Here is a 26,580-nt window from a genome sequence, read left to right on the forward strand (position 1 = left end):
TCGGTTGACTGACAGGCCGCCATCGCGGGCAAGCCCGCTCCCACAGGGGATGTGTGATGCCATGGGGGAGCGAGGTTTCTAAACGCTGAGCAGCAGGAACTCACGCTCCCAGGAGCTGATCACGCGCTTGAAGTTCTCATGTTCGGCGCGCTTGACCGCGACATATCCGCGGACGAATTTGCTGCCCAGATAACGCTCGACGGTTTCGCATTCTTCCATCTGCGTCAGGGCGTCTTCGATGGTGATCGGCAGGCGCAGATTACGGCGCTCATAGGCACGACCCTGGACCGCAGCACTCGGTTCGATGCGTTCGACCATCCCCAGATACCCACACAACAGGCTTGCTGCGATCGCCAGATAAGGGTTGGCGTCGGCGCCCGGCAAACGGTTTTCCACGCGCATTGCATCCGGTGTGGAGGTCGGCACACGCAGCCCCACAGTACGGTTTTCTTCGCCCCATTCGACGTTCACCGGCGCCGAAGTGTCCGGCAGGAAGCGGCGGAACGAATTGACGTTCGGTGCAAACATCGGCAGTACTTTGGGGATGTACTTTTGCAGGCCGCCGATGTGGTGCAGGAACAGCTCGCTCATCTGCCCGTCTGCATCGGCAAAGATCGGCTGGCCGGTGGCGATGTCCACGACGCTCTGGTGGATATGCATGGCGCTGCCGGGTTCATCGCCAATCGGTTTGGCCATGAAGGTCGCGGTGACGTTGTGCTTGAGCGCCGCTTCGCGCAGGGTGCGTTTGAACACAGTGATCTGGTCGGCCAGATCCAGTGCGTCGCCATGACGGAAGTTGATTTCCATCTGCGCCGGGCCGTCTTCGTGGATCAAGGTATCGAGGTCCAGGCCTTGAAGCTCGCACCAGTCGTACACGTCTTCAAACAGCGGATCGAATTCGTTGGCAGCGTCGATGGAAAACGACTGTCGACCACTTTCCGCACGGCCCGAACGCCCCAGCGGTGCCTTGAGCGGCAAGTCCGGGTCTTCGCAGCGCTGGGTCAGGTAGAACTCCATTTCCGGCGCGACAATCGGCCGCCAGCCTTTGTCGGTGTACAGCTGCAGGACTTTTTTCAGCACGTTGCGCGGCGACAGCTCGATAGGGTTGCCGAACTTGTCGAAGGTGTCGTGAATCACGATAGCGGTGGGCTCGATGGCCCATGGAATCACGTACACCGCGTCGGAAACGGGCTTGCACACCATGTCGATGTCGGCCGGGTCGAGCAGGTCGTAGTAGATGTCGTCGTCGACAAAGTCCCCGGTTACCGTTTGCAAAAGCACACTTTCCGGCAGGCGCATGCCTCGCTCATGCAGGAACTTGTTGGTGGGTGCAATTTTGCCGCGTGCGATGCCGGTCAAGTCGCTGACCACACACTCGACTTCGGTAATCTTGTGATCTTTCAGCCACGTGAGCAGCTGATCGAAAGGGACATTCATAAAGACCTCGTTATTGGTTTTATTAACGCCGGGGAGGCTGGTTTCATCCACCACACACTTCCCCTGTGGCGCGTTGACGACTATCTTGGGCGAGCCTTGACGTTCCATCTATCCACTTTCAGCAGCACCAAAACGCACCAAACGAGTGCGCAAGGTCACCCATGACAACGTGCAACCCCCTGCAAGTCCAAGCGTTCAACACCGCCGATGTAGCCGAGCAAATCCGCGCCACACCGGGTTGGGTGCAGCATTACCAGCAAATGTCACCGGGGCATTTCGCCGGGCGCGTGCGCTACCTGGACCTGCATGGCGTGGAAATTTACGAGGAACAGATGAACACCCGGGTCGAGCAGAATTTCAGCGCGCCCGAAGGCTCGCTGGCGTTCTGTTTCGATCGAAGCGACAACGCGCTGTATGTGTTGAATGGCGAAAGCCGCAACATCTGGATCACCCCGGAGAACTACCAGGAAATCGCCGTGGTGTTCGGTCCGGCGTTCGTGCAGCGTCACGGTTTGAATGTGGCCAGGCTCGAAGGCCTGTTCATGGCGCCACTGAACTCGGAACAGAACGCGTTGTTCAGTCGCTGGCTCAGCGGGACGTTGACCCGATTGGCGCAGACGCTTGATCCGCCGAGTAAAGAGGCGTTGACCCAGCAGTTGCTGGAAGACTGCCTGTACATCCTCGACAACGCGTGTGTTTGCCTTGATCGCGGAGGTTTACAGCGCCGCGCCGAAGAGCGTGCAGTGATGAAACGCATCGGTGAATGGGCGGCTGATACCCCGGAAGACACCCTGAATCTGCTGGAACTTTCGCAGGTCGCCGGGGTTTCACTGCGTCAGTTGCAGCATGCGTTCAAGGCTTATACCGAGATGACCCCGACCCATTGGCTGCGCTTGCGCCGACTCAATAGCGCACGCCGCGAATTGCTCAGCCGCACAGCGATGGACACCACCGTTGCCGAAGTGGCGATGCACTGGTCGTTCTGGCATTTAGGGCGATTTTCCAGCAGCTATCGGGCGTTGTTCAACGAACTTCCCAGTCAGACGCTCGCCCGTAAACCCTGTGGCCCAACAGGTCGCGGGTAAGCCTGGGACACGTCAGCGCGGCTTTGTGGCTTTCGCCGATTTGCTGTTGCCCGGCATGTGCAGGTAAGCCATCACGCTTTCGGTCAGTTCGGTCGCCAGTTTGACGGCTTCCTTGTTGCGCGCCATGACGCCCGCCACCAAGCCTTCGATCAACGCGAGCACCGCGATGTTGGAACTGGTCAATACCGGATGGTCGGCGGGAGCAAACAACACATGTTCGGCAATGCTGGTGAGCGGTGAGGCGGGTGAATCGGTGATTGCCAGTACCGAGGCACCCCGCTCATTGGCGAAACGGGCGAGTTGCAGGGTATCGAGGGAATAGCGCGGCAGGGAGATCGCCAGCAACACATCCTGATCGGTAATCGCGGCCAGACGGTAAGCGGCGTTTTCGTTGCCGCCTTCCATGCTGATGGCGGTGGCATCCGCGCAGAAGGGCATCAGGGTCGAGGCGGCGAGGCCGGCGAACGCCAGGACGATGTGCCAGTTCGTTGCGCAGTTTGTCGACCGGCGACACTATTTACGCGGGGGGAACAGGCTTGGCCAGTTCGATGCCGGCCGCACCCAATCGCTTCAGGATCTCAAAGAGCAGATCGCTCTTGGTCGTACTGACAATCCTTGGGCTGCTGACATAGCCGGTGATGGTTAGGGTGATGCCTTCAGGACTCAGATTGCTGAATCGGACAACGGGGGAGGGTTTGTCGAGGATGGTTTCATGTTCGCAATAGGTGGTGTACAGCAGGGTTTTGACTTGTTCGGGGTCGATATCCAGAGGGAACACCAGTTCGAGTGTGGCCACCCCTTGGGCGCTGCCGCCCATGGTCACATTGCGCAGGTTCTGGGAAATAAGCTGCGAGTTGGGCACGATCACGATCGAACGGTCACTGAGCTGTATCTCGGTGGCCCTGACATTGATCCGCCGGATATCACCTTCGACCCCGCTGATGCTGATCAAGTCGCCGACCTTGACCGGACGCTCGGTGAGCAGGATTAACCCGGATACGAAGTTCTTGACGATCTCTTGCAGGCCGAAGCCGATCCCCACCGACAACGCACTGACGATCCAGGCCAGGTTCGTCCATTTGACGCCCAAAGAAGACAACGCCAGCAGAATGACCAGCGCGTACCCGATATTACTGAACAGGGTGCTCAGCGACGCCCCCATGCCGGGGTCCATATCGGTTTTCGGCAGGAATTCGTTATCCAGCCATCTGCGCAGCGATCGAATCAGGTAAATACCGATCAACAGTGCGAGGACCGCATTCAACAGATTGCCCGGAATGATGTTCAGCTTGCGCAAGCCATCGCCGCCGAGGATCGCTGAAACCCTGTCAGTCAGCTGTCCAAAGGTCGCTCCAACCCCCCCCACAAACGTTGTAATCGCGGCAATCAACAGTAAGGCCGCTCTGCCAATACCCGACACAACAACCTCGATTTGTTCAAGCCGTACGTCGCCGATACCCAGCAACTGTTTGATCGCCTTGCCGCTGGAGTGCTTGGGCGAAAACAGGTAATCACACAGGTCCCTGAACAACTGCGTCAGCAAATAGAAGCTGGCAAGAACGATATAGAGCCAGACAATTTCGTAAGTGATGAACCGGGCCAGGGAGATGTAACCGACCAGCAGGCCAAAAATCGAGATCAACATGGCGATACTGACGCCGGTATAAATCAGCCCCGCCAGCGTAGTACCTGACTCAGGGTGTTCCCCGGCAATGACCATCGCTCGGCGGGTTTTACTGACGCGTAGCAATAACGCACCCATTATCAAGATGACGACTAATGACACGACGCCCCGGCTGAAGAGAACCACCTGCGAACTCATGCCCGTCGCATTGGTGACTTGTACCAGTGAGATGAGTATCAACATTGAACCGGCCAGCAGCGCCGGAAAAGGGCTGATCGAAAGTGCGACTTCATCGGCGATGCCAGGTAACCGCCATGAGGGATTGCGTTTAGACAGCAGGGCCCGACTCAGACCGATAATCAGGGCGCAGGCGTAAGCGACTTTCTCGACATCGTCGAAGTAGCCTTGCAGTGGCTGCGGCAATGGTTGAAGGCGGGTAGCCGCCGCGGAGATGAGCTGTATTGCGAAACCTGCGCTCAGCATCGTGGCAACTACCGTCGCTATCGCCAATGAACTTCTGCGCAGGCGACCTTCCGGTACTCGATGAATGCAGATCCATGTCAAGCCACGCTCAGCCAGTCTTCGCCCCGGCGTCCAGAAGGCCAGGGCCAGCAATAACAACGTGACGGTCACGGCACGCCGGCCGGGTTGCCAGACGGACTGAATGACACTGTTGGACTGGTCAATCAAAAACGTCAGACGGTTCTTATCCTCCGGCAGTGGAGAAAACAGCGGTAACCAGAAACGGGGGTTGAGGAGGCTGGCGGTTCGCTGGGCGAGTTCGGTTTCCAGTTGTGTGCGCCGAATGCTGGCGATCTGAGCGATGAGGTTAGTAGCGCCTTCTTTGATGGCCAGCAGTATGTTGAGATCGGCATCCACCTTGTCTTTTTGTTCGGTGAGATAGGACCTCTGTTTCACGAGATCGGACTTTTCGATGGCAACGCTGGTGGCGGATGCCGTCCCGAGCACACTGAGTTGTGCTTGCAACTGCGCCTGCTCGGGAAGTAACACGGCCGCCAACTTGTCCGCATCACTGAAGAGCAACTGAACGTTGTCCTGAAAGCCTATCAACTGGGTGTAGTTACTGGTCAGTGACACCTGCTGTTTAAGGTTGTCCAGCCTTAATTGCAGTGCTTCGAGATCGCTTTTTGACACAGTAGCGGTAGCGCTGGCCGCACCGTTGCTTGACGTGTTGGGTAGTTCATCCGCCGACAGCTCGCCGATGTTCGCCCCCATCAGCGCGAACACAACGAATATGAGTAATTTCAATGCAGGACGCATAGACATGCCTCCAGCGGCTTTAGCCATTCAGGTTAGGTCATGGCGTGTGCAGGCGCGAAAAATAGTTCCGCACGCCGGCCACGAATAGAGAAGGGGGGCGGGTGAGAAGGGGGGATCTACAATCTTTTATGCTGAACCACGCTCAGGATCACGAGGTGTGACGTATTGAGCGGTCTGTCTACCGACCCAGTGTGCTTGCAGAGTGCCGGGCCCTGTCGGAGGTCATTATGAAAAGGTTGTCATCCATTAGCCTGTGCATCGCACTGTCGGTTTCCGGGACCCAAGGGTGGGCGGAAACGGTCGTGCCGATGAAAGGGCAGAGTTCGCAACAAACCCAAACGGACATTACCGAATGCCACAACATCGCGGCCAGTCAGAGCGCCTCGACTGCACCGCCTCCTTCCGGTGGAAGGCTGAAGGGGGCCGCCGTGGGCGCTGCGGCAGGGGCTGCGGGGGCGCAGGTGCGGGGACGTCAGCATGACGAGTTTTATGATCGCGTCGATGATGACGTTAAGCAGGACTATCGCCAGAATCGCGCCAAGGAAACCGCCGCGGCAGGAGCGGTCGTCGGAGGCTCGCGTCAGCGTCAGGAACGCCGGGCGCAAGAGAAAACCAGTGCTTCGACCAGTTCTACCGCCTATACCAGCTGCTTGCAGGGTAAGGGGTATCAGGCTAACCCTTGAACGTCATTTTGCCGCCCTTGATCGAGCAGATGAACCATCAGGCAGGCATACAGCGTCACGAGGATGAACAAGCCCATGCGGATGGCGAACGCTGTGTAAACGTCCTTGCCTGCTGCGCTATCCTGTACTGACTGACCCAACAGGATGATCAGCGTGATCAGGGTATTGAGCCAAAACCCCGGGGTAAACCGCGTCGGGCTCAGGGCATACAGCTTGCGCGCCAGCACCAGGCCGAACAGCAGCATCCACAGAAAGAACATCCACAGATGCACAAACAGACTGAGGGCACTCCAGAAGAGGATCGCCAACAGGCCTGCGAGCAAGGTTGAGCCGAGCAGCTCGCGACCGGCGTTGCGGGCATTCGTCGCGGAGCTTTGCTGTCCCAGGCCGACGGCCTTCAGGATGATCGGCAGATAACCGGCCGGGTCGATCAGCGCCAGCAGGAATGCCGGTAACACGATCAGGGTTGCACGCAGCGCAATCCGACTGACTTCTTCTGCCGGCAGGAGTGGGGCAGCCGGCGGGGAAGGGGCATTGGGTGGATCCGGGAATATCCCATGACTGAACGCCACGACGACAACGGCGAGTAGCAAACCCTTGACCAGTGCGCCGATGACCATCGCCGCCAGATCGAATTCGGCGATACCGGCCGAGGAAATCATGGTCAGGCCAATCACCAGGAAGGTCATGATCAAGGTGTTGCCGCCCCGCAGGCCAAAGCGGAACGCCAGGAACAGACCGACGCTGATCAACAGCACGCCGCTGACGGGGTAATAACGCAGGACCGGGATCAATAGTAGGCCGATGCCGGTGGTCAACATGGCGGCCAGCGCGAGAACCAGTCCGGCCTTGAACGGCAGCGGGCGATTGACCGAGGCCAGCAACAGCAGGCAAAGCACCGGCGCCATAAAAGGAATCGGCAAGCCCAGGCCGAAACTGGCGGTGAGGCTCAACGCCGTGCCGGTGGCCAGGCGCAGTGCGCGTTGATCCCGCGGCGTGCGCCGAGTAGACATGCCCTTAATAGGCATAGCTCAGCCAGCTCATGAACCCCACAAACACGCGGCCGAGTGGGTTCAGCGGATTGCCTTCGATGGGGAAGGCCATGACTTCGGCCTGCCCACCGGCACGGATCCCCCGACTGTCACGCAACGTGTTCAACGAGTCTGGCGAAAACTCGATAATGACCGGAAATCGCTGAGCCGGACGCAACCAATCGCGGCTGTTCTGCACGCTGGGCAAGGTGCCAGGCGCGGGTGTCTGCCCCACGCTGACGCCGTAACCGACGCTGCGCACGCGCCCCTCGAAGACCTCGCCCGGCAGAGCATCCAGAACAATCGAAACCGGCGTGTCGAGCTTCATCAGACCGAGGTTGTTCTCGGTCATGTCCGCACTGATCCACACATCATGAATGGCGATCAGTGTCATGACGGGGCTGCCGGCAGCGGCGAATTGCCCTGCGTCAGTACGCAGATCCGTAATCAGCCCGGCCGAGCGAGCGCGAATCTGCGTGTTGGACAGATCCAGTTCAGCTTTGGACAACGCCGTGGCGGCACTGCGCAGCAAAGCGTTGTCTTCCTCGCTGCCACCTTCCTGTTCACGCGCGCGCTGCACTTCGGCGCGGGCAGCGGCGACCTGACTCACAGCCTGTTCGCGGTTGGCGCGAGACACTTCGAGCAGACGTACAGAAATGGTGCCGGGGTCTTCGCGATACAAACCCTCAAGACGCTGATTGTCCTGGCGCGCCTTGAGCTCATTGGCCTGGGCTGCCCGCAAGTTGGCTTGCGCCGAGGCAATGCCGGCGGTGCTCGCACCGATCTGTCGGCGGGTCGATTCAAGGTCGGCGCGCGCACGGTCGACGGCAATCTGGTACGGCTGAGGGTCCACCTCGAAAAGGATTTCGCCGGCCTTGACGTCCTGGTTGTTGCGCACGTTCACCCGGGTCACGCGGCCTGCCACTTCCGAGGCGACCGGAATCACAAAGGCACCCACCCGGGCCTGTTGTGTGTAGGGGGTGAAACGATCCGCCAACAGGTACCAGGACAGGCTCAAGAGGATCAGTAGCAGAACCCACTTGATGCCTTTTTTTGCCGGGTCGGCGGCCGGTGCTGGCACCTGGGTGACAGGTGTCTCGGGCGTGGGCTGGGCGGCTTCACTCATTGGTCTTTTACCTTGTAAGACATTGGAATGGCAGGCTGTGCAGTGGCGGGTTCTTCCAGCAGATCGCCCCAGTCGGTACGTTTTTCCATTTGCTGGCGGGTGGTTGGATCAACTTTCGGCTGCGCGCTGTACCAGCCACCGCCCACGGCTTTGTACAACGCAATGACATTACTGACGGCATTGCTGCGGGCGACCAGATAATTGTCCTGTTGTTCGAGCAAGGCACGCTGCGCATCCAGCACCCGCTGGAAGTCCGAATAACCTTCGCGATACTGCGCGCTGGCCAGCACCAGCGAGCGTTTGGCGGCTACTTCGGCCTCGCGCAGGATGCGTTCGCGCTCCAGGGATTTGATCAGGCCATAGGCCGCATCGTCTGCCTCGCGTGCCGCCTGGCGAACCTTGTCGCGGTAGACCTCGATCAGCTGCTGCAACCGCGCATCCTGCACGCGCACGTTGTCGCTGATCTGGCCGTGATCAAACAGATTCCAGCGCAGACTGGGGCCGCCGATCAAATCCAGATTCCGGGGCGTGCCACTGAGCGTGTCGGTGGACCAGACGATGCTGCCCAGTAAGGTCAGCGACGGATAGAAATCGCTCTCGGCCACACCGATCAGCGCTGACTGGGCGGCGACATTAAGCTCGGCGGCGCGCACATCAGGCCGACGCAGGAGCAGGTTGGCCGGTACATCTTGCAACACGGCACGGTCGACCAGCGGTATCAATCCCACGTTCTCGAGCAGTTGCGGCAGTGCGCCGGGTGGCTGACCAATCAACACCGCCAACGCATTGCGGGTCCTTTGCAACTGGTCTTCGAAGTTGGGGATGGTGCTCAACGTGCCCAGGTATTGTGTCCTGGCTTGTTGCAGGTCGAGTTCGGCAGTTTGGCCGCGATTAAACAGCTTCTCGGTGATCTCGAAGTTGCGCTTTTGCTGTTTGGCGTTTTCCCGGGCGACGCGTAAACGGGCTTCGGTGGTGCGCAGCGAAAAATAGGTATCGGCCACTTGCGCGCGCAGCAGGACGAGCACGTCTTCATAGTTGGCCTGAGCGGCGAAGTAGCTGGCATCGGATGACTCGATGGCGCGACTGAAGCGGCCCCAGAAGTCCAGTTCCCAACCCACGTCGAACCCCGCGCTGTGTTGCCAGAAATGGCTGTCTTGCGGGTTGGTTCCGCCGGATTGTCTGCGGTTAAAGTAAAGACTGTCGACACTGGCTTGCTGCAGTTGCGGGTAAAGACCACTTTGAGCAATGCCGAGTTGGGCGCGGGCTTCCATGACGCGCAGGCCGGCGATTTTGAGGCTGGAGTTGCGTGCATCCGACTCGGCAATCAAATGATTGAGGACCGGATCGGCAAAGACTTGCCACCACTGACGGATGTCCGGGTTAAGGCTGCGCTGGCTGGATTGCTCGAGGGCAGGGGTGCTCCAGTGTTTGACCCATTCTTCGCCGGGCGGCTGGAAATCCGGCCCAAGCCGTACGCAACCACTGAGGCCGAATACGCCAAGCAACACGAACCGGCCAGGCCAATTCAGCAGGGTTGTACCTGGATGCATTACGCATTTCCCGACCAACAAAGATCACTGGAGCATAGCCGTCCAAATGGGCACACGGCTGCTACGCTTTTTTAAGCGCCATCAAATCTACTGTGATCCGCTAGAAAGGTACGACGATTATGAATAACACCCCGGGTGTTGTTGAACCCCATTCAGCCGGTTGGCGCTTTAAGTTGGGAATAGTCATTATCTGCTTGATGCTGGGTTCCTGGCTGTTGGTGCCACTCGCAGCGGCAGCCGATGTGCCGGGGTCAAAGATCGCTGCACTGACCGGCGTGCTGTTCATCAGCAACAAAATCCTGCTGATTCTCGCCATTGCCATCATGGGCAAGTCCGGATTCCAACAGTTAAAGCGCAGCCTGTTCGGTTATGTGTCCTCACTTGCACCCAGCACGGAAGTCGAAGTGGGCCCATTGCGTCATAGAGTTGGCATCGTGATGTTTTTTGTGCCGCTGATTTCCTCCTTTCTTGAACCCTACATCGACAGCATTTGGCCGGGGCTCAGACCCAACCTCTGGCAAGTTCAAGCGCTGGGTGACCTCATGCTGATCGGTAGCTTTTTTGTATTGGGGGGGAATTTCTGGGAGAAAGTGCGCGCCTTGTTTATTCGCACTGCTCGTGTCGCAAACACAAGTGCAGCGTGAATAACAATAGTGGGCGAGGGTAGTGAGTACTCGTGTGCTCAAGCTCTAATGGCTAGCTCTACTAAAGAGCTATTTAGCATAGTTATTATTAATCATATGCGTAGCCATAATAGAGTTAGCGCATTAATTGCGCGCTATTTCAAAGGCTGGAGGGCTCAATCAACATGACTACCAACACCTTTGATAAACACATTCCCAGCGCTGAGGCTGTAGTTGCAGCACTGAACCTGGAACCCCACATGGAAGGCGGTTTCTACCGCAGAACCTTTCAAACCGATCACCACGCGATGGTTGAGACCGCTGGGGGCCAGCGCTACCTGATGACATCCATTTACTACTTGCTGACCAAGGATTCGCCGACAGGTCATTTCCATCTGAACCAATCGGACATCGTGCATTACTACCATCTGGGAGATGCGATTCAGTACAGCCTGATTTTTCCGGACGGCACATTAAAAACGGTTGTGATGGGCAGCGATATAATCGCCGGACAATGTTTACAGTTGCATGTACCGGGTGGTGTCTGGAAAGCTTCGCCGCTTACAAATGGATTGGCGGGATACGGCCTGATCAGCGAAGCGGTTACACCAGGGTTTGATTTTGCAGATATGGAATTGGGCAGTCAGCAAAAGCTTAGCGAGCAATTTCCCGAACATTCGCAGCTGTTTGAGAAGCTGACGGGAGAATGAGTGGCTGAGGCGATTTGATCGCTGCCAAATCTGCGTGCAACCGGGCTAATCTCGAAACACCTTGTTACGCGTAATGTATATTATGTTAAACGAGGTGCTATGTTAATAATGTTCATGAACCTCGTAAGGCACTGATTCGACAAATCCTGCGCCAATCGGGAAATCATGAGAATCCTTCGTCGGCCTACCATAACCACTTGTTTTAAAACGATAGAAAACTCAATTGGAGACTTTTAGCGTTCCTCTCTTAACGAATTGGTGAGAATTTGACGCTCTGTCGGATTGCCATAAGGTATTGATTTGTATGTAAATAAAATCACGAACATCAAAATGGTTGCAAGTTAAGTGTTTTGAGGGAATCGTGAGAAATCCCAAGAGCAAAAATCCCTCTTTCTAGGCTTAAGTCTATATAAATCAATGATAAACGCAGATTTGCGCCTATCGTGAGAAAACCCAGTCAGTTGCTGGATTATGCTAAATCCTGAGAAAAACCCGGAGCACAGCATATGATCTACGCAGCGATTGCGGTATTGGATTAGACCGGCATCACCGGGCCCCAGATATTGAGCCTCTGATGATTACGCTGCACGCCTATGTACTCGCTAAGCCCTCGGCTCCGGTCATAGAGTGGGAAACACTGAAAACAGCATATGAGCTGTAGTTGACGCCGGAATGAAACAGTTTTTCAACTCAATAATACGAAGTAAGTTGTTCACGTATCATAAGAAAATCATTGATTTCAGAGTGATGAATATAAAATTAGTACCGTTAGGATTTAATTTGTGTGTCGAAGTGAATGTCTGTAACACCAATCAGACTTGTATTTGTCCGCTGTAAATGAATGAATAAGAGTTGCGTTGCTTTGTGCCAAGCGATAACCTCGAAGGTCAATGATCGTGACCAATAGCTGGGGGATTTATTATGAGGCGAATGTATCGAACTTCCAGTTACTGTCATAATCGGAAGTTAAAGACGTGTGCGTCGAGTACCCGGTGAACCTGTAATGTCTGATATCCCTAAACCACTATTTAATACCGTGTCTGAGGGGGCCGAAACACTCACTTCCGCCGCACGCCGCAGTAGGTAATTCTCATCCAGCAACTGTCTTACCGGAACCTTGTAGAAGTCGGGATCGCCCAGGTACTGCGCTCGGTCGGCAAACACTCGCTTTTCGATTTCTGCGACCAGATGAATGTACTCTGGCGAGTTCAGCGGCACGCCACTAAAATCCGCGTTGCGCGCTTCTTTCATCTTCAATAACTGAACCAGCGCGATACCACCGGAACTGGGCGGTGGCGCGGTCACCACCTGGAAACCATTCCAGTTTGCCTGTATCGGCTCTCGCCAAATTGCCTTGTAGTTCCGCAGGTCGGCTTCGCTGATAAGTCCGCCATGCTCCGTCATATCAGCAACGATCAGTTCGGCTGTTTTGCCGGAATAAAAACCTGCAGTGCCGTGCTTCGCGATTCGTTTCAATACCGCTGCCAGTTCAGGCTGCTTAAAGATCCTGCCCGACTGCAACCTACCAAAATGCTCAGAGAAATTGGTTTTTCCAGCGAATCGCTGTTTGTTTTCCGCTGCCGCCAAACCGGCTAGCATTTCATCAACTCGAAAGCCCGCATCTGCATAGCGGATTGCCGGCTCGACCAGCACCTGCCAGCTGAGTTTGCCAAGACGCTGATGGGCTTCCCACAGGCCGGCGACCGTACCTGGCACGCCCACGGCCTTGTAACCAAGCACGCTGCTCTGAGTGCTATCAGCAGGGATCACTCGTCCATTGCCGGCGACGAACATGTCCCTGGTCGCCTTGAGTGGTGCCCGCTCGCGGTAGTCAAGGAAATAAGGCTTACCCTCGTGATAGATCGTCATGAACCCACCACCGCCGATGTTGCCGGCTTCCGGGTAGGTAACGGCTAAAGTGAATGCAATGGCCACCGCCGCATCGATGGCATTGCCACCTTTGGCAAAGATGGCTCTAGCTGTTTCAGCCGCATAACGATCAGGTACTGCCACCGCAGAATGAGTCAACAGTTGCGATTTAACAGTGTTGCCTGAAGCGGCCTGAGCATTTCCCACGGTCAGGAAGCTGGCGAGTAAAACCGCACACAACAAAGCAAACTTACGATGTGAATCGGGAAAGGATTCTTTGCGCATAAAGTACCTTATTTTTTATTAGTAATCGGCAGCAAAACGCGGTAATCCGAATTGATGCAGTTAAGGAAAAACTTAACTGCACAGATCAGAACCCGGCAAAGAGAACACACATAACAACTATTGTTGAACGACGAAAACAAGAAGAGCCAAAGGCTTTTGATGGCCGATGGCTCCCCCTGAATAGCTATGCTTTCTGTGTTACCAACTCAGCTCTTGAAGGCTCAAGGGCCGCCTTTTCCCATTTGGCAATTACCAAGGGGGCGATGGCATTACCCAGCACGTTCAGCGTGGTGGTTCCGCTATCGATAATCCTGAAGATCCCCGCGATAAGCGCCACCCCTTCCAATGGAAGACCGGCAGAAGCCAATGTCGCAGACAGAATAATGATGGCAAATCCAGGTACCCCAGCAGCACCTTTGGAGGTCAGCACCATTGTGACCACCAGCAGAATCTGTTGAGAAAGCGACAGGTCGATACCATAGAGTTGAGCGACAAAAATCGTAGCAACCCCAAGGAAAATTGATGCTCCATCCAAATTGAACGCATAACCGACTGGAACCACAAAACTGACGATACGGCGTGGAACACCATAGCTCTCCAATTTTGTCATCAACTGCGGCATAACCGCCGCCGATGCGGCACTCGAGAAGGCAAGGATCAGCTCATTTCGGAAATATTTGATCAGCTTGAAAACGTTCTCGCCGATCAGATAGCAAATTCCGCCGAGTACCACCAACGCGAAGACAATGAGTGCCAGGTAAACCACACCAATCAGCTTGAGTAAGGGCAAGAGCGAGGCAAAGCCAAAGGTCGCGACGGTAGCGCCAATCATGCCAAATACGCCTATTGGCGCGTAGGCCATGACGATTGAGACAACTTTGAACATCGCATCAGAAATGCCCTGAACCACCGCGACCACTGGCGCGCTTTTTTCTCGAGGTAGCGAGTTCAAAGCCAGACCGAACAGCACCGCGAAGAAAAGCACCGACAACAGCTTCGCTTCTGACATCGCTACGATGACGTTGTCAGGTACGATATTTTGCAAGATAACGAGTGCCCCTTTCGAAGGCTCCATGGTTATCGACGCGGCGCTGTGGGAGATTCCTGAAATATCAGTGCCCGTTCCAGGTTCGAAAATATTCGCAAAACACAGCCCTAATACGATGGCTAAGCCCGTGATCGCAAAAAAGTAAGTCAGCGACTTCACTCCCATTCGGCCAAAGGATTTGTTATCTCCACCTCCAGCGATGCCAAGAATCATGCAGCAGAACACAATAGGAACAACAACCATCTTCATCATTTTGATGAAGATATCTCCAAGCGGTTTCAGGATTTCAGCACTGACCCACGATTGATATTGCGGATTGGTATTAAAGTACCAACCGACGAGCACGCCAAGCAAAAGCCCGGCAACTATTTGCCACACCAAGGGAATACGTTTCATGTCTAGCCTTCTTGTTGGAATGAAAGGACTGCGTTACAGAGCAGTTGCTAGAGTCATGAGCTTCCAGCTCACTTGAATAAAAATGGCACAACATAGTTATGCCAAGTGTCATTGTTATTTTGCAAATAGCTGGCTCATATCCTTGAAAGCTTTGAATTCAAGCGCGTTACCGCATGGGTCGAACAGGAACATCGTCGCTTGCTCGCCAACCTGCCCCTTGAAACGAATGTACGGTTCAATCACAAACTCGGTGCCAAAAGACTTCAAGCGTTCTGCCAGTGCCTCCCATTGCTCCCAGCCCAAAATAATGCCGAAGTGAGGAACCGGCACGTCGTGTCCGTCTACCGGGTTGCTATGGACACTCTCTTGCGAAGCAGTTTTTGGATGTTCATGAATAACCAGTTGGTGACCGTAAAAGTTGAAGTCGACCCACTGTGTGCTGGAACGACCTTCTTCCAGTCCAAAAACTTCACCATAAAAGGTGCGTGCGCCAGCGAGGTTGTAAACAGGGATTGCGAGGTGGAAAGGAGAGAGGCTCATTAGAACTCCAATTACAGTATTTTTGTTTGTGAAAAAAGGAACAGCGTATTAATGCCGCCCGACGGTTCTGCGCACCGCCCACAACCTTTTAGCGTTTTGGGCGGAAGTGAATTTCAATAATTAGCTCAGTTGTTCGCACGCCAAACGTATGCGCATGCACGCCTGCTCAAGTTGTTCAGTAGATGTCGCAAATGACATCCGAAAATATCCTTCGAGACCAAATGCGCTGCCAGGCACCACAGCGACTCGCGCTTGCTCAAGTAAATAGCGGCAAACATCCGTGTCATCGCTTAGCAACCTCTTGGCAGGTGTTTGGCGATTGATCAGGCCCTCACAGGAAGGGAACAGGTAGAACGCACCCTCTGGTCGACGACAGGTCAAACCTGGAATGGATTCGAAAGCACCTAGGCAGAGATCGCGCCGCTGGCTGAAAATTTGATTTCGGCTCTCTAAAAAATCTAAAGGCCCGTCCAGCGCTGCCTGCGCCGCCGCTTGTGCGATGGAGCAGGGGTTGCTCGTGCTTTGCGACTGCAAAGTGGACATTGCGGCAATAAGCTCTCTCGGGCCTCCCGCAAAGCCGATACGCCAGCCCGTCATGGAGTACGCCTTCGAAACACCGTTGACTGTCAGCGTCCGGTTGCGCAGTGCCGGCACCTGAGCCGCGATGGTGTTGAACTCCCAGCCGTCGTACCGCAGATGCTCATAGATGTCGTCAGAGAGCACATACACCTGCGGATGCCCCAACAAGACGGCACCTAGTTGCTTCAGTTCGATTGCGGAATAGCCAGCACCAGTCGGGTTGCTCGGCGAGTTCAAAATGACCCATTTCGTGCGGGGGGTTATTGCGCGTTTAAGCTGAGCGGCTGTGATCTTGAAGCTCTGGTTTTCCGGGCAGCTCACTTCCACTGGAATGCCACCGGCTAGCCGCACCATGTCCGGATAGGAGACCCAGTAAGGCGCGGGGATGATCACCTCATCGCCATGGTTCAGGGTCGCCAGCAAAGCATTGAAGATGATCTGTTTGGCGCCCGTGCCGACACTGATTTCTGACGAGTCATAAACAAGGCCATTCTCGCGTTCGAACTTGCGAACAATGGCGGCTTTCAGTTCCGGCGTACCATCGACATCAGTGTATCGGGTCAGGCCTTTGTCGATCGCAAGCTTGGCAGCCGCGTTGATATGATCGGGCGTTGGGAAGTCCGGTTCGCCTTGCGACAGGCCGATGATATCCACGCCTTGGCGCTTCAGATCCGCCGCTTTTCGAGTGATAGCAAGCGTCGGTGATGGCTTCACAGCTTGCAGAAGATTCCCCAGCAGTTGCATACCCTGACCCTTATTGTTTTTGAGGATGGGGCCATCGTAGAGCTGCAAGCCGAGTAAAAAAATCAATATATATTTCTTAGAAACACAATTATTATTTGTGAATGATCAAAGAACTCAAAACACTGATTGCCGTAGCACGGGAAGGCACTTTCGCCGCCGCCGGCAACAAGATCGGTCTCACCCAGGCTGCAGTAAGTGCCCAGATTCAGCGTCTGGAGGCTGAGCTCGGCTTCGAGATATTCGACAGAAAGGGACGCTCGGCCCACCTCAATAGAATGGGCCACCAGACACTCCTGCAAGCGCAAGAGCTGCTTCGCCTTTACGACAACCTTGGCTCCACCACAGTGGGACTTCCTGCCAGCGTCCTGGTGAATATCGGCGCTATCGCTTCCGTACAGCGCTCCTATTTACCGGACGCCTTAGCAAAGTTTCACCAACAATGCCCACAGTGCCGAACACGCGTAATTCCAGGCTTGTCGATGGGACTGGTCAACCTTGTAGATGCCGGCGAAATTGACATGGCAGTCATCATTCGCCCGCCCTTCTCTCTGCAAAGCGATCTGCGGTGGACGACCTTGGCGCTTGAGCCCTATCGCTTGATCGTTCCGCGCGATGTACCGGGAGAAGATTGGTCAAAACTACTTTCCAGCCAACCGTTCATTCGGTACGACCGATCATCCTTCGGGGGAAGGCAGGTAGATCGCTTCCTGCGGCAGATGCATTTCACCTTACGTGAAGTCTGTGAGCTGGATGAACTGGAGGCCATCATCAAGCTGGTGGAAAATGGTGTAGGTGTAGCGCTAGTGCCGCAGACAGCACCCCATCAGGAATGGCCAGCAGGTGTACGAGCGCTCGACCTTGGTCAGCACACCTTCCACCGTGATATCGGGCTTGTGCATAGATCTCGGCAGACCTTTACCGAACCGGTGCGGATACTTGCCCAGCTTATAAGCGATCAAGTAAAGATCGGTTCCGAATAAATTCCTGGCAAAAAAAGGCCCTCAAAGGGCCCTTTTGTACTCAAACCAGAATCACTTGGTCAGCCAGGACTCAACGGTCGCAGAAGGGATTAAAAAAGTCTTAATAAGCTTTGTTCTCCACCAAGCAATTGCCTCCATCCACCACGAGCAACTCACCTGTGATGTAACTCGCTTCAGGTGAAGCCAAGAATACAACGGCAGCGGCCACTTCCTCTGGCCGACCCGCTCTCCCAAGAGGTGTAGAGCGTGCTGCTTTGACTTCATCAGGAGTGCTCGACCCTGTAGCTATCCAACCAGGGGCAACTGAATTCACAGTGATACCTAGATGAGCAACCTCAAGAGCAAGACTCATGTTCATCCCTACCATTCCGGCCTTTGCTGCACTATAAGCAGCCTCTCCTGGATTACTGGCTCGTGTGCCTGTGGTTGAGCTGATGTTCACTATGCGGCCATATCCTCTAGCCCGCATCCCAGGCAACACCCCTTGAGTTAACAGGAACGCAGTTGTCAGATTTCTAGCGATGGAAAGATTCCAGGTTTCGAGGCTCGTATTCGTGAACTCGGCGAACGGTTCTGGACTCCCTTGCATCGCCATACCGGCATTATTTACAAGAATATCGATGCGGCCCCAGACGGCCTCAGCCCAAGCGACGAACTCACTAACCTGAGTTTCCTGAGTTAAGTCTACCGGTCGACCCTCTGCTTCGAAGCCGGCGGCGCGTAACTCCGCAACCCGCTCATTGATGCGTGCGCTGCTTGCCGTGACGATCAGCTTGGCCCCTTGAGCCCCAAGACGATGGGCAATAGCCATACCGATTCCAAGCTCACTGCCCGCTCCACTCACAAGCGCCACCTGATCTGCCCAGCTTGAATTCATCATCCTTGCCTCTGTTGAAGGTTTGCCAAGCACACGAATGGAGGTGTAGCAGATAGCCGGAAACGCCGGTTGAGGATTTGGTCGCTGACTTCGATAAACTGCAAATAAAAAGGGCCTTCGAAGGGCCCTGTTGTACTCAAACCGCGCGCGGTATCGAGGGCGCAGGGGGCGTACAGCGCAGCAGTTGTTCCCGGATTTTCGGTGGAATGGGTTGGGTGCCGGCGGTGGCGGCTTCAGCGCGGGCTTGGCTTAGCCACAGCGCCAGGACAGGTGCCGCAATCTTGTAGATACGATCAGGCCGGGGGCCGAGCACCTGTCCCAGGTCTGGCAGACAGATGCAGTCGTCCAGGCACACTTGTTTTTCGCCAGCTGGGCAGGCGTTGGCCTGGGCTGGCACTACAAGAGTCAGGCAAAGAACAAACAGCGCCACCAGGCGCGTGGAAATGGGCGGCATTGGGCGCTCCAGGTGCAGTCGCATTTGAAGAGCGCGAAATCGAGGCGTTGTAGCGCCCTAAAAATCCGTGATAGTTGTGCCTGCAATCGTCTCGGCGAATCCGACGCCAAACGCTCGTGCGGGCGTTTCAAAGCCTGGTCGGCGCTCACCGCCCAACACCCGCCGTGCTGCCTCCACAGCAGCTAACGGTGTGTAGGTGTAGCCGTTGACGGTCTCAATGACCGAGCGCGCAATTGTGCCGTCAGCGCCTATGACTTCAGCCACGGCACGGGCGCGATAGACTTCACGCTGCTGAGCACTTGGGCCGTCGGGAAGTAGTGAGAGATCGCCTTCCGGGAAAGCATCGCCAGTGATGTGCACGAACATGGAAATGTTGGGGATGCCGGTGGTATGCCAGCCGGTGACCAGATCACCGAAAGACAGCGGCGCACACAGTACCGGCCCTTCGCCAAAATCGAAGAGTTGCGGCTGCGCATCGGGGGCTGCAACCAGTAGCCCTTCAACTCTCGCCAAAAGGCCCGCGCCAATGATCTCGCTGACACTTAAGGCCGATCCCCGCGACATGGAGCCGGCGACTTGTAGCGCCACTTTCAGCGACTGCGGATCCTGCACACGGCGAGCGACGTGCATTGCCAGGCAATCTGTCGGCACCACGTCCCAGCCGACACAGGGCAACAGCATGACGCCCGCCTCGGCAGCCTGCGCGCCGAGCCGTTCCGCCAGCCTATAGACATTGATCTCCGCCGTGATGTCCAGATAGTCGACTCCAGCCTTGATACAGGCCTGCATCAAGGCGTCCGCCGTCTGTGCGAAAGGCCCGGCAAAATTCAGCAGCACGCCGATGCCGTCCAGGGATTCTGTTGCCAGGGCATCAGGCGCGAAGATCCGGTAAGCAACGCCCAGTTTCGCGGCGAGCGGCACCAACCTTTCGGCATTGCGCCCAGCGATGACAACGTCCAGCCCCAGCTCCGTGGCATGCTCGGCAGCCATGCGACCGGTGTAGCCCGTCGCGCCGTAGATCATCAACGTATTCATTGAGTGTGCTGCCAGTTTTTGTAGACAAATTCGAGTCTGTAACCGTCCGGGTCAAGGACATTGGCAGCGTAGTAATTGGGGTCGTAATGCAGGCGTGTACTCGGCGGGCCGTTGTCGACAGCTCCATTTCCCATAGCCGCCGTATAGGCTGCTTTGACCTCGGCCTTGCTGTTGGCCACGAAGCCGACATGAACTGCCCGCCCCTGCGCTACGCCCTCGCGCAACCAGAAGAACACCCGCCCATTGGCGCCGAAGCCCTTGAGATCAGAATGGCCTGGCGGCCCGTCCTTGCCGTCGTAGTCAAGCCGCGCGGTAATGCCAAGCGGGGTCAGTGTTGCGGTGTAGAAAAGGATGGAACGTTCAACGTCGCTTACGGAGATAAAAATATGATCAAGCATTGCGGTTGCCTCACTGTTCAGATGCGGATTCAGATGAAATAGCCGCCTGCAACTTCGATAGTCTGGGCATTGATCCAGCTTCCTTCTTCGGACAGCAACATGGCGATCACGCGAGCGACGTCCTGGGGCTCGCCTACTCGGCCAAGCGCGGTTTGCGATGCGAGTAACGCCTCGAACTCGTCATTCAAACCGCCACCCAGTTCGGTGCGAATCGCCCCCGGCGAGACAGCATTGGCACGTATGCGTCGATCAGCGAATTCTTTGGCCATGTACCGGGTCAGCACGTCGAGACCGCCCTTGAAGGCCGCATAAGGCGCGACACCCGCCGTGGCGATGCGGGTGGAGACGCTGGCACAACGGGCTGCGATGAGCGTGTCAGCCTTTCACCGTCATTTCAAAGCCGTCACCGCACTAAGCCCGTTGCAGTATCAAAAAAGAGTTCGCTTACTTCACGCGAGGACGCTGCTGGTGGCCAACGCCAAAAGTGTGACCAGCGCGGCACTCGAGGTCGGATATGAAAGCACTACGCAATTCAGCCGCGACTACGCACGAGTGTTTGGCTTACTGCCGGCGCGAGACGCGGCAAGAATTCTTGGGGAAACCCGCAGCAATGCAAGGTAGATAAACTGGTTTTTTAGCCTATTAAGTATTGAGCCAGTTTGTCAGCCGTTCCCATGCACATCTCGTTAAGATCTAAGGGATCAATTTTCGGTATGGGTCGGTTGCAGTCCATTGTGACAGGCAGCAATCGGCCAAGATCATCCCTTTAAATCTGCCAAGGCGCGCGCTGCAGGTCGCTGCACCTTAAATCAACCGGGTTGATCGACGACCTTAATCTGCGTCAGCCCTACCAGCTCAGCCTGCTTTAAAATCTCCTCCGGTGTCGCGTCCGCAGTGGGCATGATCAGGCTGTTCTCTCCATCCCCAAAATGCAGCTGTAGCAGGTGCATCGCCGCCTCATGTGCGGGCAGCTGAGGCTGCTTCAATTCGAAAATGTGGGTGCGGGGCTCGCCGTTAAACAGGTATTCCAGAGTGTAGTTGTGCACGGTGAGATCCTTGTAATGTGGGATCAGCCTACGATATTGAATTATTGGTCAGCTTTTCGTTCAGCTGCTCCGCTTGGGCCTTCTTATGCAAACGCCACTCTTGGCAATCGAGTAACCGATGGGTTTCGGTACGTCGGCTAGCACTTGCACTGTTGCGCATCTAAGGCGTCACCCCGGTTGACCGTCTACCGAGACAGTTCACTCCTGACCGAGCCTTTGGATACTGCCTACAAGAGCGTGATTAGCCACGCCTCCGAATTGCTCATTCACGAGTCATTTGCACGGCACTACCATCTTGGTGTCCACAATTCGCAGTTCTTACATCTATTTCGTCTCAGCGATTTGGTTAGCGAATGAGACTCACGGCAGTGGCGCGGATTAGAATTTCTTCCTAGTGAAAACGCTCTTCTAGATCGCGCTTGTAGCTTTGCCACCAAAGCCGATCAACAGCTTCAACCATGACCTCACAGACGATGACGTCGTCCTCTGCTCTCTCGTTACCTTCCTGCAGCGAAAAACCTTTCGCCGGATTGCGGGTGAACGCCGTGCCCCCTCCGAACTGATCGGCCATCTGTTCCCCTACACGGCGAAAAAGCTCAACGGGCTGAGGTGTGCCATCGTTAGTGTTGAGCGGCAAAAAAATTTCGACCAGGTGCATTTGGATAACCTCGACATCTTAAGAGGTAGTTTCGTGAATAAGGCCGATACCTCTTCATAGGATCACTTGTGCCGCCTCTTGCGTAAAAATTTCGATGGTTTTGGGGCAATCCCTTCGAAAGCGCTAGAGCAATTCTTAAAATTCTGGCGATCGGCACTCGCCTCTACGAGATATTGTTCCCCCCAAACATATTCGTCGCTGAGTTTTGAGCCAAGGCTCGGATCTCAGTATTGGCCGGGAATATCGAAATCAAGCCCCGAAAGATTCGGGGCTTGATAGGGTCAGACGTCATCAGGGTTTGCGTCCTCCGCCTCCGCTCATCCCATCATCCTTGCGTCCCGTTTCAGAGGACTTATCGCGGTCATCGGCGACATTGCTGCCGCGTCCGCTTCCTTGCCCACCGCTGGACGATTGATCAGCCTTGTTGGATTGTTGTCCGCCTGAAGCTTGGCCGCCTTTTTGGCCTGGTTTGGACATGTTTTCTTTATCGTCGGCAAATTCGCCTCCGCGATTCGTACCCTGCCCGCCTCCGGACATGCGATCGCTATCGCGAGATTGTTGTCCGCCGGAAGCTTGACCACCTTTTTGGCCTTCTTCAGACGCGCGTTGTGGATCTTTGGCAAAATTTCCGCCAGAGGCTTCTCCACCTTTCTTACCGGCTACAGAAGCCTTGTCCTGGTCATTAGAAAAATTGCCTGGATTTTTGTTTCCTGTATTGGCCATTTTTGTTCACCTCTACATCGTTAGCACGAGCATGGGCTCGTCTAATTGGGAGGACGCACAAAACAGAAAGTTTGAACGGAAATATTGGGCTCGCGACGAGTGGATAGGGGTATTTGGTTCCATCGAAAATGAGCGCGTTCGATGGACGGCGTATGCGTCATAGAGGGGGCATCCTTCGTCGAATTTCAGATTAAAACGATCGATGTTTACTAGACTTAATAACTCGTAGAAGCCCTCCGTGCATCACACTCAGGCGGTCAATCGATGACTGAACACATCGTGCATTTTCATTGCCAGATCGATCAGGGAACGACTGAGCGCTTCCGGGATTGTTGCCTCGAAGCCATCGATCAAGGCGCCACCTCCTTGCTCCTCAATCTTTCTACAAGCGGGGGTAGCACGAACTTTGGCTTCACCCTCTACACGTTCCTGAAGTCATTGCCGGTGCCGCTATGCGCGATCAACGCGGGCAACATCGAATCAATGGGCATCATCATGTTTTTGGCGGCAGGCCGCCGTATCACCTCGCCCCACTCACGCTTCCTGATTCACCCGATGAATTGGTACTTCAGCCAAAAATCAGTCGACCATCAGCGCCTGCGTGAATACCTGTCGAGCCTCGACAACGACCTTGCACGTTACGTGCAAATTTTCACACTCGAAACGGCTGATGCAGAGACCAAGCTCGATATTTTTCATTGCCTTTCAGCGGAAGAAAAAGTCATCGCCGCTCATGAGTCTCTTGCATACGGGATTGCGCATGAGATGAAGCAAATGATGTTCGCTGATAATGTCAAACATTGGAAAGTCAGCGGTGGATGAGCCTAGCCCGCTCCGCGATATATAGCTGTGTATCAAAGACTAATCACGAGAGAGCAATCGTTGCTGCCATCATGGAATTGGCGCTTTGGGGAAATAGCCTAGAAAAAAGCACGCCAAGCAATGGGCCTCGAAATACACCGTTGGGCCTTGGCGTTGAACTCAAGCGTCACACCCTCCGTCTAGCGCATAGATGGGGCAAAAGCTTCAGCCCTTAGCCCTCAACCCTTGTATGTTCAAGGAGATTGCCATGGCCACCACTGCCGCACGCTTGAATTACTTCCACGACACTCTTTTCGGCCCTATAGCGAAAAGCGTTGATTGCGACCTTGTCATTACGCCTATCACCCCCGGCGCTTTTCAGGTGCAGGTGCTTTCTCCAGTACCAGATGACCTACACAAGGCACATTCCTTGACAATAATCCTTTCCCCCAAAGAACATCTGACAGGCACGGTGGCTCAGACGCACAAGTTAGACAACGGTGATCTGGAGTTCCAAATCGATGTATGAGTTTTCGCTAGACGTTGAAGCCATCCTCAACATCGATGCTGTGCCAGCATCATTCTCAGAGTAGGCGGGCACGCTGATGGGCGCGGCTGTTGAACCGTGCGAGATCGTTGTAACGGTCACCAATCAGCGCGCCCCGATTCCCTCAATAGATGCCATTGCTTTTCGCCCTTACCCGGTCAGAAGCAGGTCAGCGTTGCAGTCAATCGCGAGCAGCACGAACCTTCCCGCTAAAGATGCTAAAGCCGTAGGTGTTGTAGATGAGGGTCACTGGGATCAGCACGGCGAAACCGACCAACATGAAAATTTGACTGGTCGGACTGGAGGCGGCGGCTTGCAACGTCAAATGCGGCGGGACAATCAGCGGATAAAGCGCTGCGATCATCAATGCGAAGGCCAAGACGAAGATTCCCAACGCAGCGAACAGCGGTAGATATTCTCGGCGGCTTCGAAATCCCAAGATGAAGCCAATTAGCAGTGCAATGAGCAGCGTTGAGGCCAGCAGACAGACAAGAGGATCTGAAAGCCGATGCGCATAGCGAGTATCGAGTGTCGCTGTCCAGGCCACCAACACGACCAATAGCACCACAGTTACGATTGCCAGCGTCCTCGCCTGACGGCTTGATCTCCTTTGGAGATCGTCCTGAGTACGCCAATAAAGCCAGCAGGCGCCCAGCCATGTGTAGCCCACGACAAGCACCGCGCCACAGTACAGCGGGAACATAGCCAGCCATTCCCAACCGTTACCATTGTATTGCCCGCCGTCATTAGATACGCCTTGTACCAGCGTGCCCAACACCACGCCCTGAGAACCGCCGGCGAGCAGTGAACCGACCAGCAGCAAGCCATCGACCATGCGCTTGATTCCGTCACTGGGCCAGTAATCACGAAATTCCAGCGCTACCGCTCGAAGAATCAACGCCAAAAACATCAGAATAAAGGGCAAATAAAGCGCCGGCAGCAGGATGGCGTAGGCCAGCGGAAATAGTGCCAGGAGGCCGCCGCCACCTAGTACGAGCCACGTTTCATTGGCATCCCAAATCGGCAAAATAGTCACTGCCATGGCACGTCGCTGCTTGCTACAGCGGGTAAGACCAAGCAGTACGCCTACACCAAGATCAGTGCCATCCAGTAGCACATAGCTCATCACTGAGAACGCCAAGGCCGCCGCAGAAAGTAGTGTTATCCAGTCATTGTCCAACATGGATTCATGCCCTTAGGAATCACCTGTCTCGTCAGCCAGGGTTGACTGTGGCCCGGCCTCGTCTTCGTGCGGTGGTTCACGCAGTATTCGCAGAAGCACCCATAGGCCAACGCCGAATATCAACAGGTAAAACGACAGGATGAACCATGTTGACTTAATCACCTGCTGTCGAGACACCGACGAAAGACCGTCAGTGGTGCGCAGCAGGCCATAGACGGTAAAGGGTTGGCGACCCACCTTCGGTCACTACCCAGCCACTCAGCATCGCCACAAATCCAGCCGGGGTCATCAGCACACACCCTCGGAGCATCCAACGCGCTGCGTACAATCGTTGCCGCCGTCGCAATACCAAACCGGTCAGGCCCTGTCCCAGCATCAATAGGCCTAGACCGACCATGACGCGAAATGCAAAGAACACCGCAGGCACCGGCGGGATGTCCTCAGGAGGGAATTCGTCCAGCGCGGCGATAGTGCCACTCAGGTCGTGCCGCAAGTACAGCGACGCAATGCGCGGAATAGCCACTTCCCAATGGTTGCGCCGCGCGGTCATGTCAGGAATGGCAAACAAGCGTAAAGGTTCGCCCGCTCCTTCAGCTGGGGGAGTCCAGGAGCCTTCGATGGCGGCCACCTTCTGCGGCTGAACCTTAAAGCTGTGCTCACCATGAAGATCTCCCACGAGAATTTGTACTGGTATAAGCACCACAATCGCCCAAAGCGCCATTGAGTATGTAAGCCGAGCTCGCGGATTCTCAGGTGCACGTAACAGCTGCCAGGCGCTGATACCGGCTACCAGCGTGCCGCTGCTGAGCAGTGCCGCCAACGTCATATGCACGAGTCGATAAGGGAACGATGGATTGAAGATGATTGCCCACCAGTCGTCGGCTATGAAACGCCCATCTGTGGCAATGGCGTAACCAGCGGGTGTATGCATCCAGGAGTTGGCTGACAGAATCCAGAACGCACTGATCAGTGATCCGAGCGCCACCGCGCAAGTGGCGAAGAAATGAATACGAGGGCCGACCTTCTTCAACCCGAAGAGCATGATGCCAAGAAAACCAGCCTCTAAAAAAAAGGCGGCAAGCACTTCGTAGAACATCAAGGGGCCGAGGATATCTCCCGCCTGAGTCGACAACCGCGACCAGTTGAGACCGAACTGATACTCCAGAATCAGTCCCGAAGCAGTGCCCACCGCCACATTGACGGCTAATACCTTCAACCAGTAACGATACACATCCAGGTAGACTTTTTACGTTAAGGGAGCGACAGA

The 26,580-nt window shown here is 55.3% G+C and carries 26 protein-coding genes and 3 pseudogenes; 8 read left to right on the forward strand and 21 right to left on the reverse strand.

Annotated features, from left to right (window positions below; translation table 11 throughout):
• Nucleotides 1-78 precede the first annotated feature (78 nt).
• Nucleotides 79-1,437, reverse strand: coding sequence for a glutamine synthetase family protein (locus CUN63_RS27265; protein ID WP_129443999.1), 1,359 nt, complete (start codon nt 1,435-1,437; stop codon nt 79-81).
• A 161-nt stretch (nt 1,438-1,598) separates the two neighbouring features.
• Here CUN63_RS27265 and CUN63_RS27270 point away from each other — a divergent pair, with 161 nt between their 5' ends.
• A complete protein-coding gene (locus CUN63_RS27270) occupies nt 1,599-2,522 on the forward strand; it encodes a helix-turn-helix domain-containing protein (RefSeq protein WP_129444001.1) in 924 nt (307 codons plus the stop codon).
• Nucleotides 2,523-2,534: 12 nt separating this feature from the next.
• Here CUN63_RS27270 and CUN63_RS27275 read toward each other — a convergent pair.
• Both CUN63_RS27275 and CUN63_RS27280 read right to left on the reverse strand, forming a co-directional pair.
• Nucleotides 2,535-3,039 (reverse strand): annotated as a pseudogene (locus CUN63_RS27275) (MurR/RpiR family transcriptional regulator); the annotation flags it as partial.
• Complete coding sequence (locus CUN63_RS27280) at nt 3,040-5,427, reverse strand: DUF3772 domain-containing protein (RefSeq protein ID WP_129444003.1); 2,388 nt, start codon at nt 5,425-5,427, stop codon at nt 3,040-3,042.
• Between the two features lie 227 nt (nt 5,428-5,654).
• On the opposite strand from CUN63_RS27280, the gene CUN63_RS27285 reads away from it, so the two are divergent.
• A complete protein-coding gene (locus CUN63_RS27285; RefSeq protein ID WP_129444005.1) occupies nt 5,655-6,110 on the forward strand; it encodes a YMGG-like glycine zipper-containing protein in 456 nt (151 codons plus the stop codon).
• On the opposite strand, the gene CUN63_RS27290 is transcribed toward CUN63_RS27285, so the two are convergent.
• From CUN63_RS27290 to CUN63_RS27300, 3 genes are read right to left on the reverse strand one after another with little or no spacing between them, the layout of a single operon-like run.
• On the reverse strand, nt 6,095-7,123 hold the full coding sequence (locus tag CUN63_RS27290) for a DUF2955 domain-containing protein (RefSeq protein ID WP_129445172.1): 1,029 nt from the start codon (nt 7,121-7,123) through the stop codon (nt 6,095-6,097). The genes CUN63_RS27285 and CUN63_RS27290 overlap by 16 nt on opposite strands.
• A 4-nt stretch (nt 7,124-7,127) precedes the next feature.
• Nucleotides 7,128-8,267 (reverse strand): HlyD family secretion protein, encoded by a 1,140-nt coding sequence (locus CUN63_RS27295; protein WP_129444007.1) that lies wholly within the window; start codon nt 8,265-8,267, stop codon nt 7,128-7,130.
• Nucleotides 8,264-9,817: an efflux transporter outer membrane subunit gene (locus tag CUN63_RS27300; RefSeq protein WP_129444009.1), complete on the reverse strand. Its 1,554-nt coding sequence runs from the start codon at nt 9,815-9,817 to the stop codon at nt 8,264-8,266. The genes CUN63_RS27295 and CUN63_RS27300 overlap by 4 nt, the downstream gene beginning before the upstream one ends.
• 119 nt (nt 9,818-9,936) lie before the next feature.
• On the opposite strand from CUN63_RS27300, the gene CUN63_RS27305 reads away from it, so the two are divergent.
• Nucleotides 9,937-10,461 carry a transporter suffix domain-containing protein gene (locus CUN63_RS27305; RefSeq protein WP_129444011.1) on the forward strand — a complete coding sequence of 175 codons (525 nt, stop codon included), beginning with the start codon at nt 9,937-9,939 and terminating at the stop codon, nt 10,459-10,461.
• Nucleotides 10,462-10,625: 164 nt separating this feature from the next.
• Entirely contained in the window at nt 10,626-11,150 is a 525-nt protein-coding gene (locus tag CUN63_RS27310; protein ID WP_129444013.1) for a cupin domain-containing protein, read from the forward strand.
• A gap of 966 nt (nt 11,151-12,116) precedes the next feature.
• On the opposite strand, the gene CUN63_RS27315 is transcribed toward CUN63_RS27310, so the two are convergent.
• The 4 genes from CUN63_RS27315 to CUN63_RS27330 form a co-directional block, all read right to left on the reverse strand.
• Nucleotides 12,117-13,304, reverse strand: coding sequence for a gamma-glutamyltransferase family protein (locus CUN63_RS27315; protein ID WP_129444015.1), 1,188 nt, complete (start codon nt 13,302-13,304; stop codon nt 12,117-12,119).
• Between the two features lie 184 nt (nt 13,305-13,488).
• Nucleotides 13,489-14,748, reverse strand: a complete 1,260-nt coding sequence (locus CUN63_RS27320) for a cation:dicarboxylate symporter family transporter (protein ID WP_129444017.1) — start codon at nt 14,746-14,748, stop codon at nt 13,489-13,491.
• A gap of 114 nt (nt 14,749-14,862) precedes the next feature.
• Nucleotides 14,863-15,288, reverse strand: coding sequence for a VOC family protein (locus CUN63_RS27325; protein ID WP_123364336.1), 426 nt, complete (start codon nt 15,286-15,288; stop codon nt 14,863-14,865).
• A 120-nt stretch (nt 15,289-15,408) separates the two neighbouring features.
• Nucleotides 15,409-16,611 carry a pyridoxal phosphate-dependent aminotransferase gene (locus CUN63_RS27330; protein WP_129445173.1) on the reverse strand — a complete coding sequence of 401 codons (1,203 nt, stop codon included), beginning with the start codon at nt 16,609-16,611 and terminating at the stop codon, nt 15,409-15,411.
• A gap of 101 nt (nt 16,612-16,712) precedes the next feature.
• Between CUN63_RS27330 and CUN63_RS27335 the strand changes: the two genes are divergently transcribed.
• The gene (locus tag CUN63_RS27335) at nt 16,713-17,591 is read left to right on the forward strand and encodes a LysR substrate-binding domain-containing protein (protein ID WP_129444019.1); all 879 of its coding nucleotides are present in this window, start codon (nt 16,713-16,715) and stop codon (nt 17,589-17,591) included.
• Nucleotides 17,592-17,691: 100 nt separating this feature from the next.
• Here CUN63_RS27335 and CUN63_RS27340 read toward each other — a convergent pair whose 3' ends face one another.
• The 5 genes and pseudogenes from CUN63_RS27340 to CUN63_RS27360 form a co-directional block, all read right to left on the reverse strand.
• Nucleotides 17,692-18,468 carry an SDR family NAD(P)-dependent oxidoreductase gene (locus CUN63_RS27340; RefSeq protein WP_129445174.1) on the reverse strand — a complete coding sequence of 259 codons (777 nt, stop codon included), beginning with the start codon at nt 18,466-18,468 and terminating at the stop codon, nt 17,692-17,694.
• A 136-nt stretch (nt 18,469-18,604) separates the two neighbouring features.
• Entirely contained in the window at nt 18,605-18,922 is a 318-nt protein-coding gene (locus CUN63_RS27345) for a hypothetical protein (protein ID WP_371928195.1), read from the reverse strand.
• Between the two features lie 57 nt (nt 18,923-18,979).
• Nucleotides 18,980-19,957, reverse strand: coding sequence for a trans-acting enoyl reductase family protein (locus CUN63_RS27350; protein WP_129444021.1), 978 nt, complete (start codon nt 19,955-19,957; stop codon nt 18,980-18,982).
• Nucleotides 19,954-20,355: a VOC family protein gene (locus tag CUN63_RS27355; protein WP_129444023.1), complete on the reverse strand. Its 402-nt coding sequence runs from the start codon at nt 20,353-20,355 to the stop codon at nt 19,954-19,956. The genes CUN63_RS27350 and CUN63_RS27355 overlap by 4 nt, the downstream gene beginning before the upstream one ends.
• A gap of 29 nt (nt 20,356-20,384) precedes the next feature.
• Nucleotides 20,385-20,705 (reverse strand): annotated as a pseudogene (locus tag CUN63_RS27360) (SDR family NAD(P)-dependent oxidoreductase); the annotation flags it as partial.
• Between CUN63_RS27360 and CUN63_RS27365 the strand changes: the two are divergent.
• Nucleotides 20,680-20,976 (forward strand): annotated as a pseudogene (locus tag CUN63_RS27365) (helix-turn-helix transcriptional regulator); the annotation flags it as partial. The pseudogenes CUN63_RS27360 and CUN63_RS27365 sit on opposite strands and share 26 nt — an antisense overlap.
• A gap of 188 nt (nt 20,977-21,164) precedes the next feature.
• Here the strand turns inward: CUN63_RS27365 and CUN63_RS27370 are convergent.
• The 3 genes from CUN63_RS27370 to CUN63_RS27380 all read right to left on the reverse strand — a co-directional run bounded on the left by CUN63_RS27370 (nt 21,165) and on the right by CUN63_RS27380 (nt 22,782).
• Nucleotides 21,165-21,401, reverse strand: a complete 237-nt coding sequence (locus CUN63_RS27370) for a hypothetical protein (RefSeq protein WP_129444025.1) — start codon at nt 21,399-21,401, stop codon at nt 21,165-21,167.
• A 391-nt stretch (nt 21,402-21,792) separates the two neighbouring features.
• Complete coding sequence (locus CUN63_RS27375) at nt 21,793-22,059, reverse strand: hypothetical protein (protein ID WP_129444027.1); 267 nt, start codon at nt 22,057-22,059, stop codon at nt 21,793-21,795.
• Nucleotides 22,060-22,350: 291 nt separating this feature from the next.
• Entirely contained in the window at nt 22,351-22,782 is a 432-nt protein-coding gene (locus CUN63_RS27380) for a general stress protein (RefSeq protein WP_129444029.1), read from the reverse strand.
• 264 nt (nt 22,783-23,046) lie between these two features.
• Between CUN63_RS27380 and CUN63_RS27385 the strand changes: the two genes are divergently transcribed.
• Together CUN63_RS27385 and CUN63_RS27390 are read left to right on the forward strand one after the other, a co-directional pair.
• Nucleotides 23,047-23,604: an ATP-dependent Clp protease proteolytic subunit gene (locus tag CUN63_RS27385; RefSeq protein WP_129444031.1), complete on the forward strand. Its 558-nt coding sequence runs from the start codon at nt 23,047-23,049 to the stop codon at nt 23,602-23,604.
• Nucleotides 23,605-23,851: 247 nt separating this feature from the next.
• Nucleotides 23,852-24,112, forward strand: a complete 261-nt coding sequence (locus tag CUN63_RS27390; protein ID WP_129444033.1) for a hypothetical protein — start codon at nt 23,852-23,854, stop codon at nt 24,110-24,112.
• Nucleotides 24,113-24,311: 199 nt separating this feature from the next.
• Here the strand turns inward: CUN63_RS27390 and cydB are convergent, their stop codons facing one another.
• The 3 genes from cydB to CUN63_RS27400 are packed head-to-tail and all read right to left on the reverse strand — an operon-like array spanning nt 24,312 to nt 26,544.
• A complete protein-coding gene (cydB, locus tag CUN63_RS27395) occupies nt 24,312-25,313 on the reverse strand; it encodes a cytochrome d ubiquinol oxidase subunit II (protein WP_129444035.1) in 1,002 nt (333 codons plus the stop codon).
• Nucleotides 25,314-25,325: 12 nt separating this feature from the next.
• Nucleotides 25,326-25,550, reverse strand: a complete 225-nt coding sequence (locus CUN63_RS32450; RefSeq protein WP_306108938.1) for a cytochrome ubiquinol oxidase subunit I — start codon at nt 25,548-25,550, stop codon at nt 25,326-25,328.
• Nucleotides 25,504-26,544, reverse strand: a complete 1,041-nt coding sequence (locus tag CUN63_RS27400) for a cytochrome ubiquinol oxidase subunit I (RefSeq protein WP_256657608.1) — start codon at nt 26,542-26,544, stop codon at nt 25,504-25,506. Before CUN63_RS27400 ends, CUN63_RS32450 begins: the two co-directional genes overlap by 47 nt.
• Between the last annotated feature and the right edge of the window lie 36 nt (nt 26,545-26,580).

This window comes from Pseudomonas sp. ACM7 (genome assembly GCF_004136015.1).
Classification (GTDB): domain Bacteria; phylum Pseudomonadota; class Gammaproteobacteria; order Pseudomonadales; family Pseudomonadaceae; genus Aquipseudomonas; species Aquipseudomonas frigoris.

Excerpts from the sequence above, each read along its gene's own strand:
- CUN63_RS27280 (WP_129444003.1), bottom strand. The coding sequence starts at position 5,427 with ATGCGTCCTGCATTGAAATTACTCATATTCGTTGTGTTCGCGCTGATG.
- CUN63_RS27345 (WP_371928195.1), bottom strand. The coding sequence starts at position 18,922 with ATGCCGCCCATTTCCACGCGCCTGGTGGCGCTGTTTGTTCTTTGCCTG.
- CUN63_RS27325 (WP_123364336.1), bottom strand. The coding sequence starts at position 15,288 with ATGAGCCTCTCTCCTTTCCACCTCGCAATCCCTGTTTACAACCTCGCT.
- CUN63_RS27305 (WP_129444011.1), top strand. The coding sequence starts at position 9,937 with ATGAATAACACCCCGGGTGTTGTTGAACCCCATTCAGCCGGTTGGCGC.
- CUN63_RS27385 (WP_129444031.1), top strand. The coding sequence starts at position 23,047 with ATGACTGAACACATCGTGCATTTTCATTGCCAGATCGATCAGGGAACG.
- CUN63_RS27375 (WP_129444027.1), bottom strand. The coding sequence starts at position 22,059 with ATGCACCTGGTCGAAATTTTTTTGCCGCTCAACACTAACGATGGCACA.
- cydB (WP_129444035.1), bottom strand. The coding sequence starts at position 25,313 with ATGTTGGACAATGACTGGATAACACTACTTTCTGCGGCGGCCTTGGCG.
- CUN63_RS27310 (WP_129444013.1), top strand. The coding sequence starts at position 10,626 with ATGACTACCAACACCTTTGATAAACACATTCCCAGCGCTGAGGCTGTA.
- CUN63_RS27315 (WP_129444015.1), bottom strand. The coding sequence starts at position 13,304 with ATGCGCAAAGAATCCTTTCCCGATTCACATCGTAAGTTTGCTTTGTTG.
- CUN63_RS27350 (WP_129444021.1), bottom strand. The coding sequence starts at position 19,957 with ATGAATACGTTGATGATCTACGGCGCGACGGGCTACACCGGTCGCATG.
- CUN63_RS27270 (WP_129444001.1), top strand. The coding sequence starts at position 1,599 with ATGACAACGTGCAACCCCCTGCAAGTCCAAGCGTTCAACACCGCCGAT.
- CUN63_RS27355 (WP_129444023.1), bottom strand. The coding sequence starts at position 20,355 with ATGCTTGATCATATTTTTATCTCCGTAAGCGACGTTGAACGTTCCATC.
- CUN63_RS27390 (WP_129444033.1), top strand. The coding sequence starts at position 23,852 with ATGGCCACCACTGCCGCACGCTTGAATTACTTCCACGACACTCTTTTC.
- CUN63_RS27265 (WP_129443999.1), bottom strand. The coding sequence starts at position 1,437 with ATGAATGTCCCTTTCGATCAGCTGCTCACGTGGCTGAAAGATCACAAG.
- CUN63_RS27330 (WP_129445173.1), bottom strand. The coding sequence starts at position 16,611 with ATGCAACTGCTGGGGAATCTTCTGCAAGCTGTGAAGCCATCACCGACG.
- CUN63_RS27295 (WP_129444007.1), bottom strand. The coding sequence starts at position 8,267 with ATGAGTGAAGCCGCCCAGCCCACGCCCGAGACACCTGTCACCCAGGTG.
- CUN63_RS27380 (WP_129444029.1), bottom strand. The coding sequence starts at position 22,782 with ATGGCCAATACAGGAAACAAAAATCCAGGCAATTTTTCTAATGACCAG.
- CUN63_RS27335 (WP_129444019.1), top strand. The coding sequence starts at position 16,713 with ATGATCAAAGAACTCAAAACACTGATTGCCGTAGCACGGGAAGGCACT.
- CUN63_RS27320 (WP_129444017.1), bottom strand. The coding sequence starts at position 14,748 with ATGAAACGTATTCCCTTGGTGTGGCAAATAGTTGCCGGGCTTTTGCTT.
- CUN63_RS27290 (WP_129445172.1), bottom strand. The coding sequence starts at position 7,123 with ATGTCTACTCGGCGCACGCCGCGGGATCAACGCGCACTGCGCCTGGCC.
- CUN63_RS27340 (WP_129445174.1), bottom strand. The coding sequence starts at position 18,468 with ATGAATTCAAGCTGGGCAGATCAGGTGGCGCTTGTGAGTGGAGCGGGC.
- CUN63_RS27300 (WP_129444009.1), bottom strand. The coding sequence starts at position 9,817 with ATGCATCCAGGTACAACCCTGCTGAATTGGCCTGGCCGGTTCGTGTTG.
- CUN63_RS27285 (WP_129444005.1), top strand. The coding sequence starts at position 5,655 with ATGAAAAGGTTGTCATCCATTAGCCTGTGCATCGCACTGTCGGTTTCC.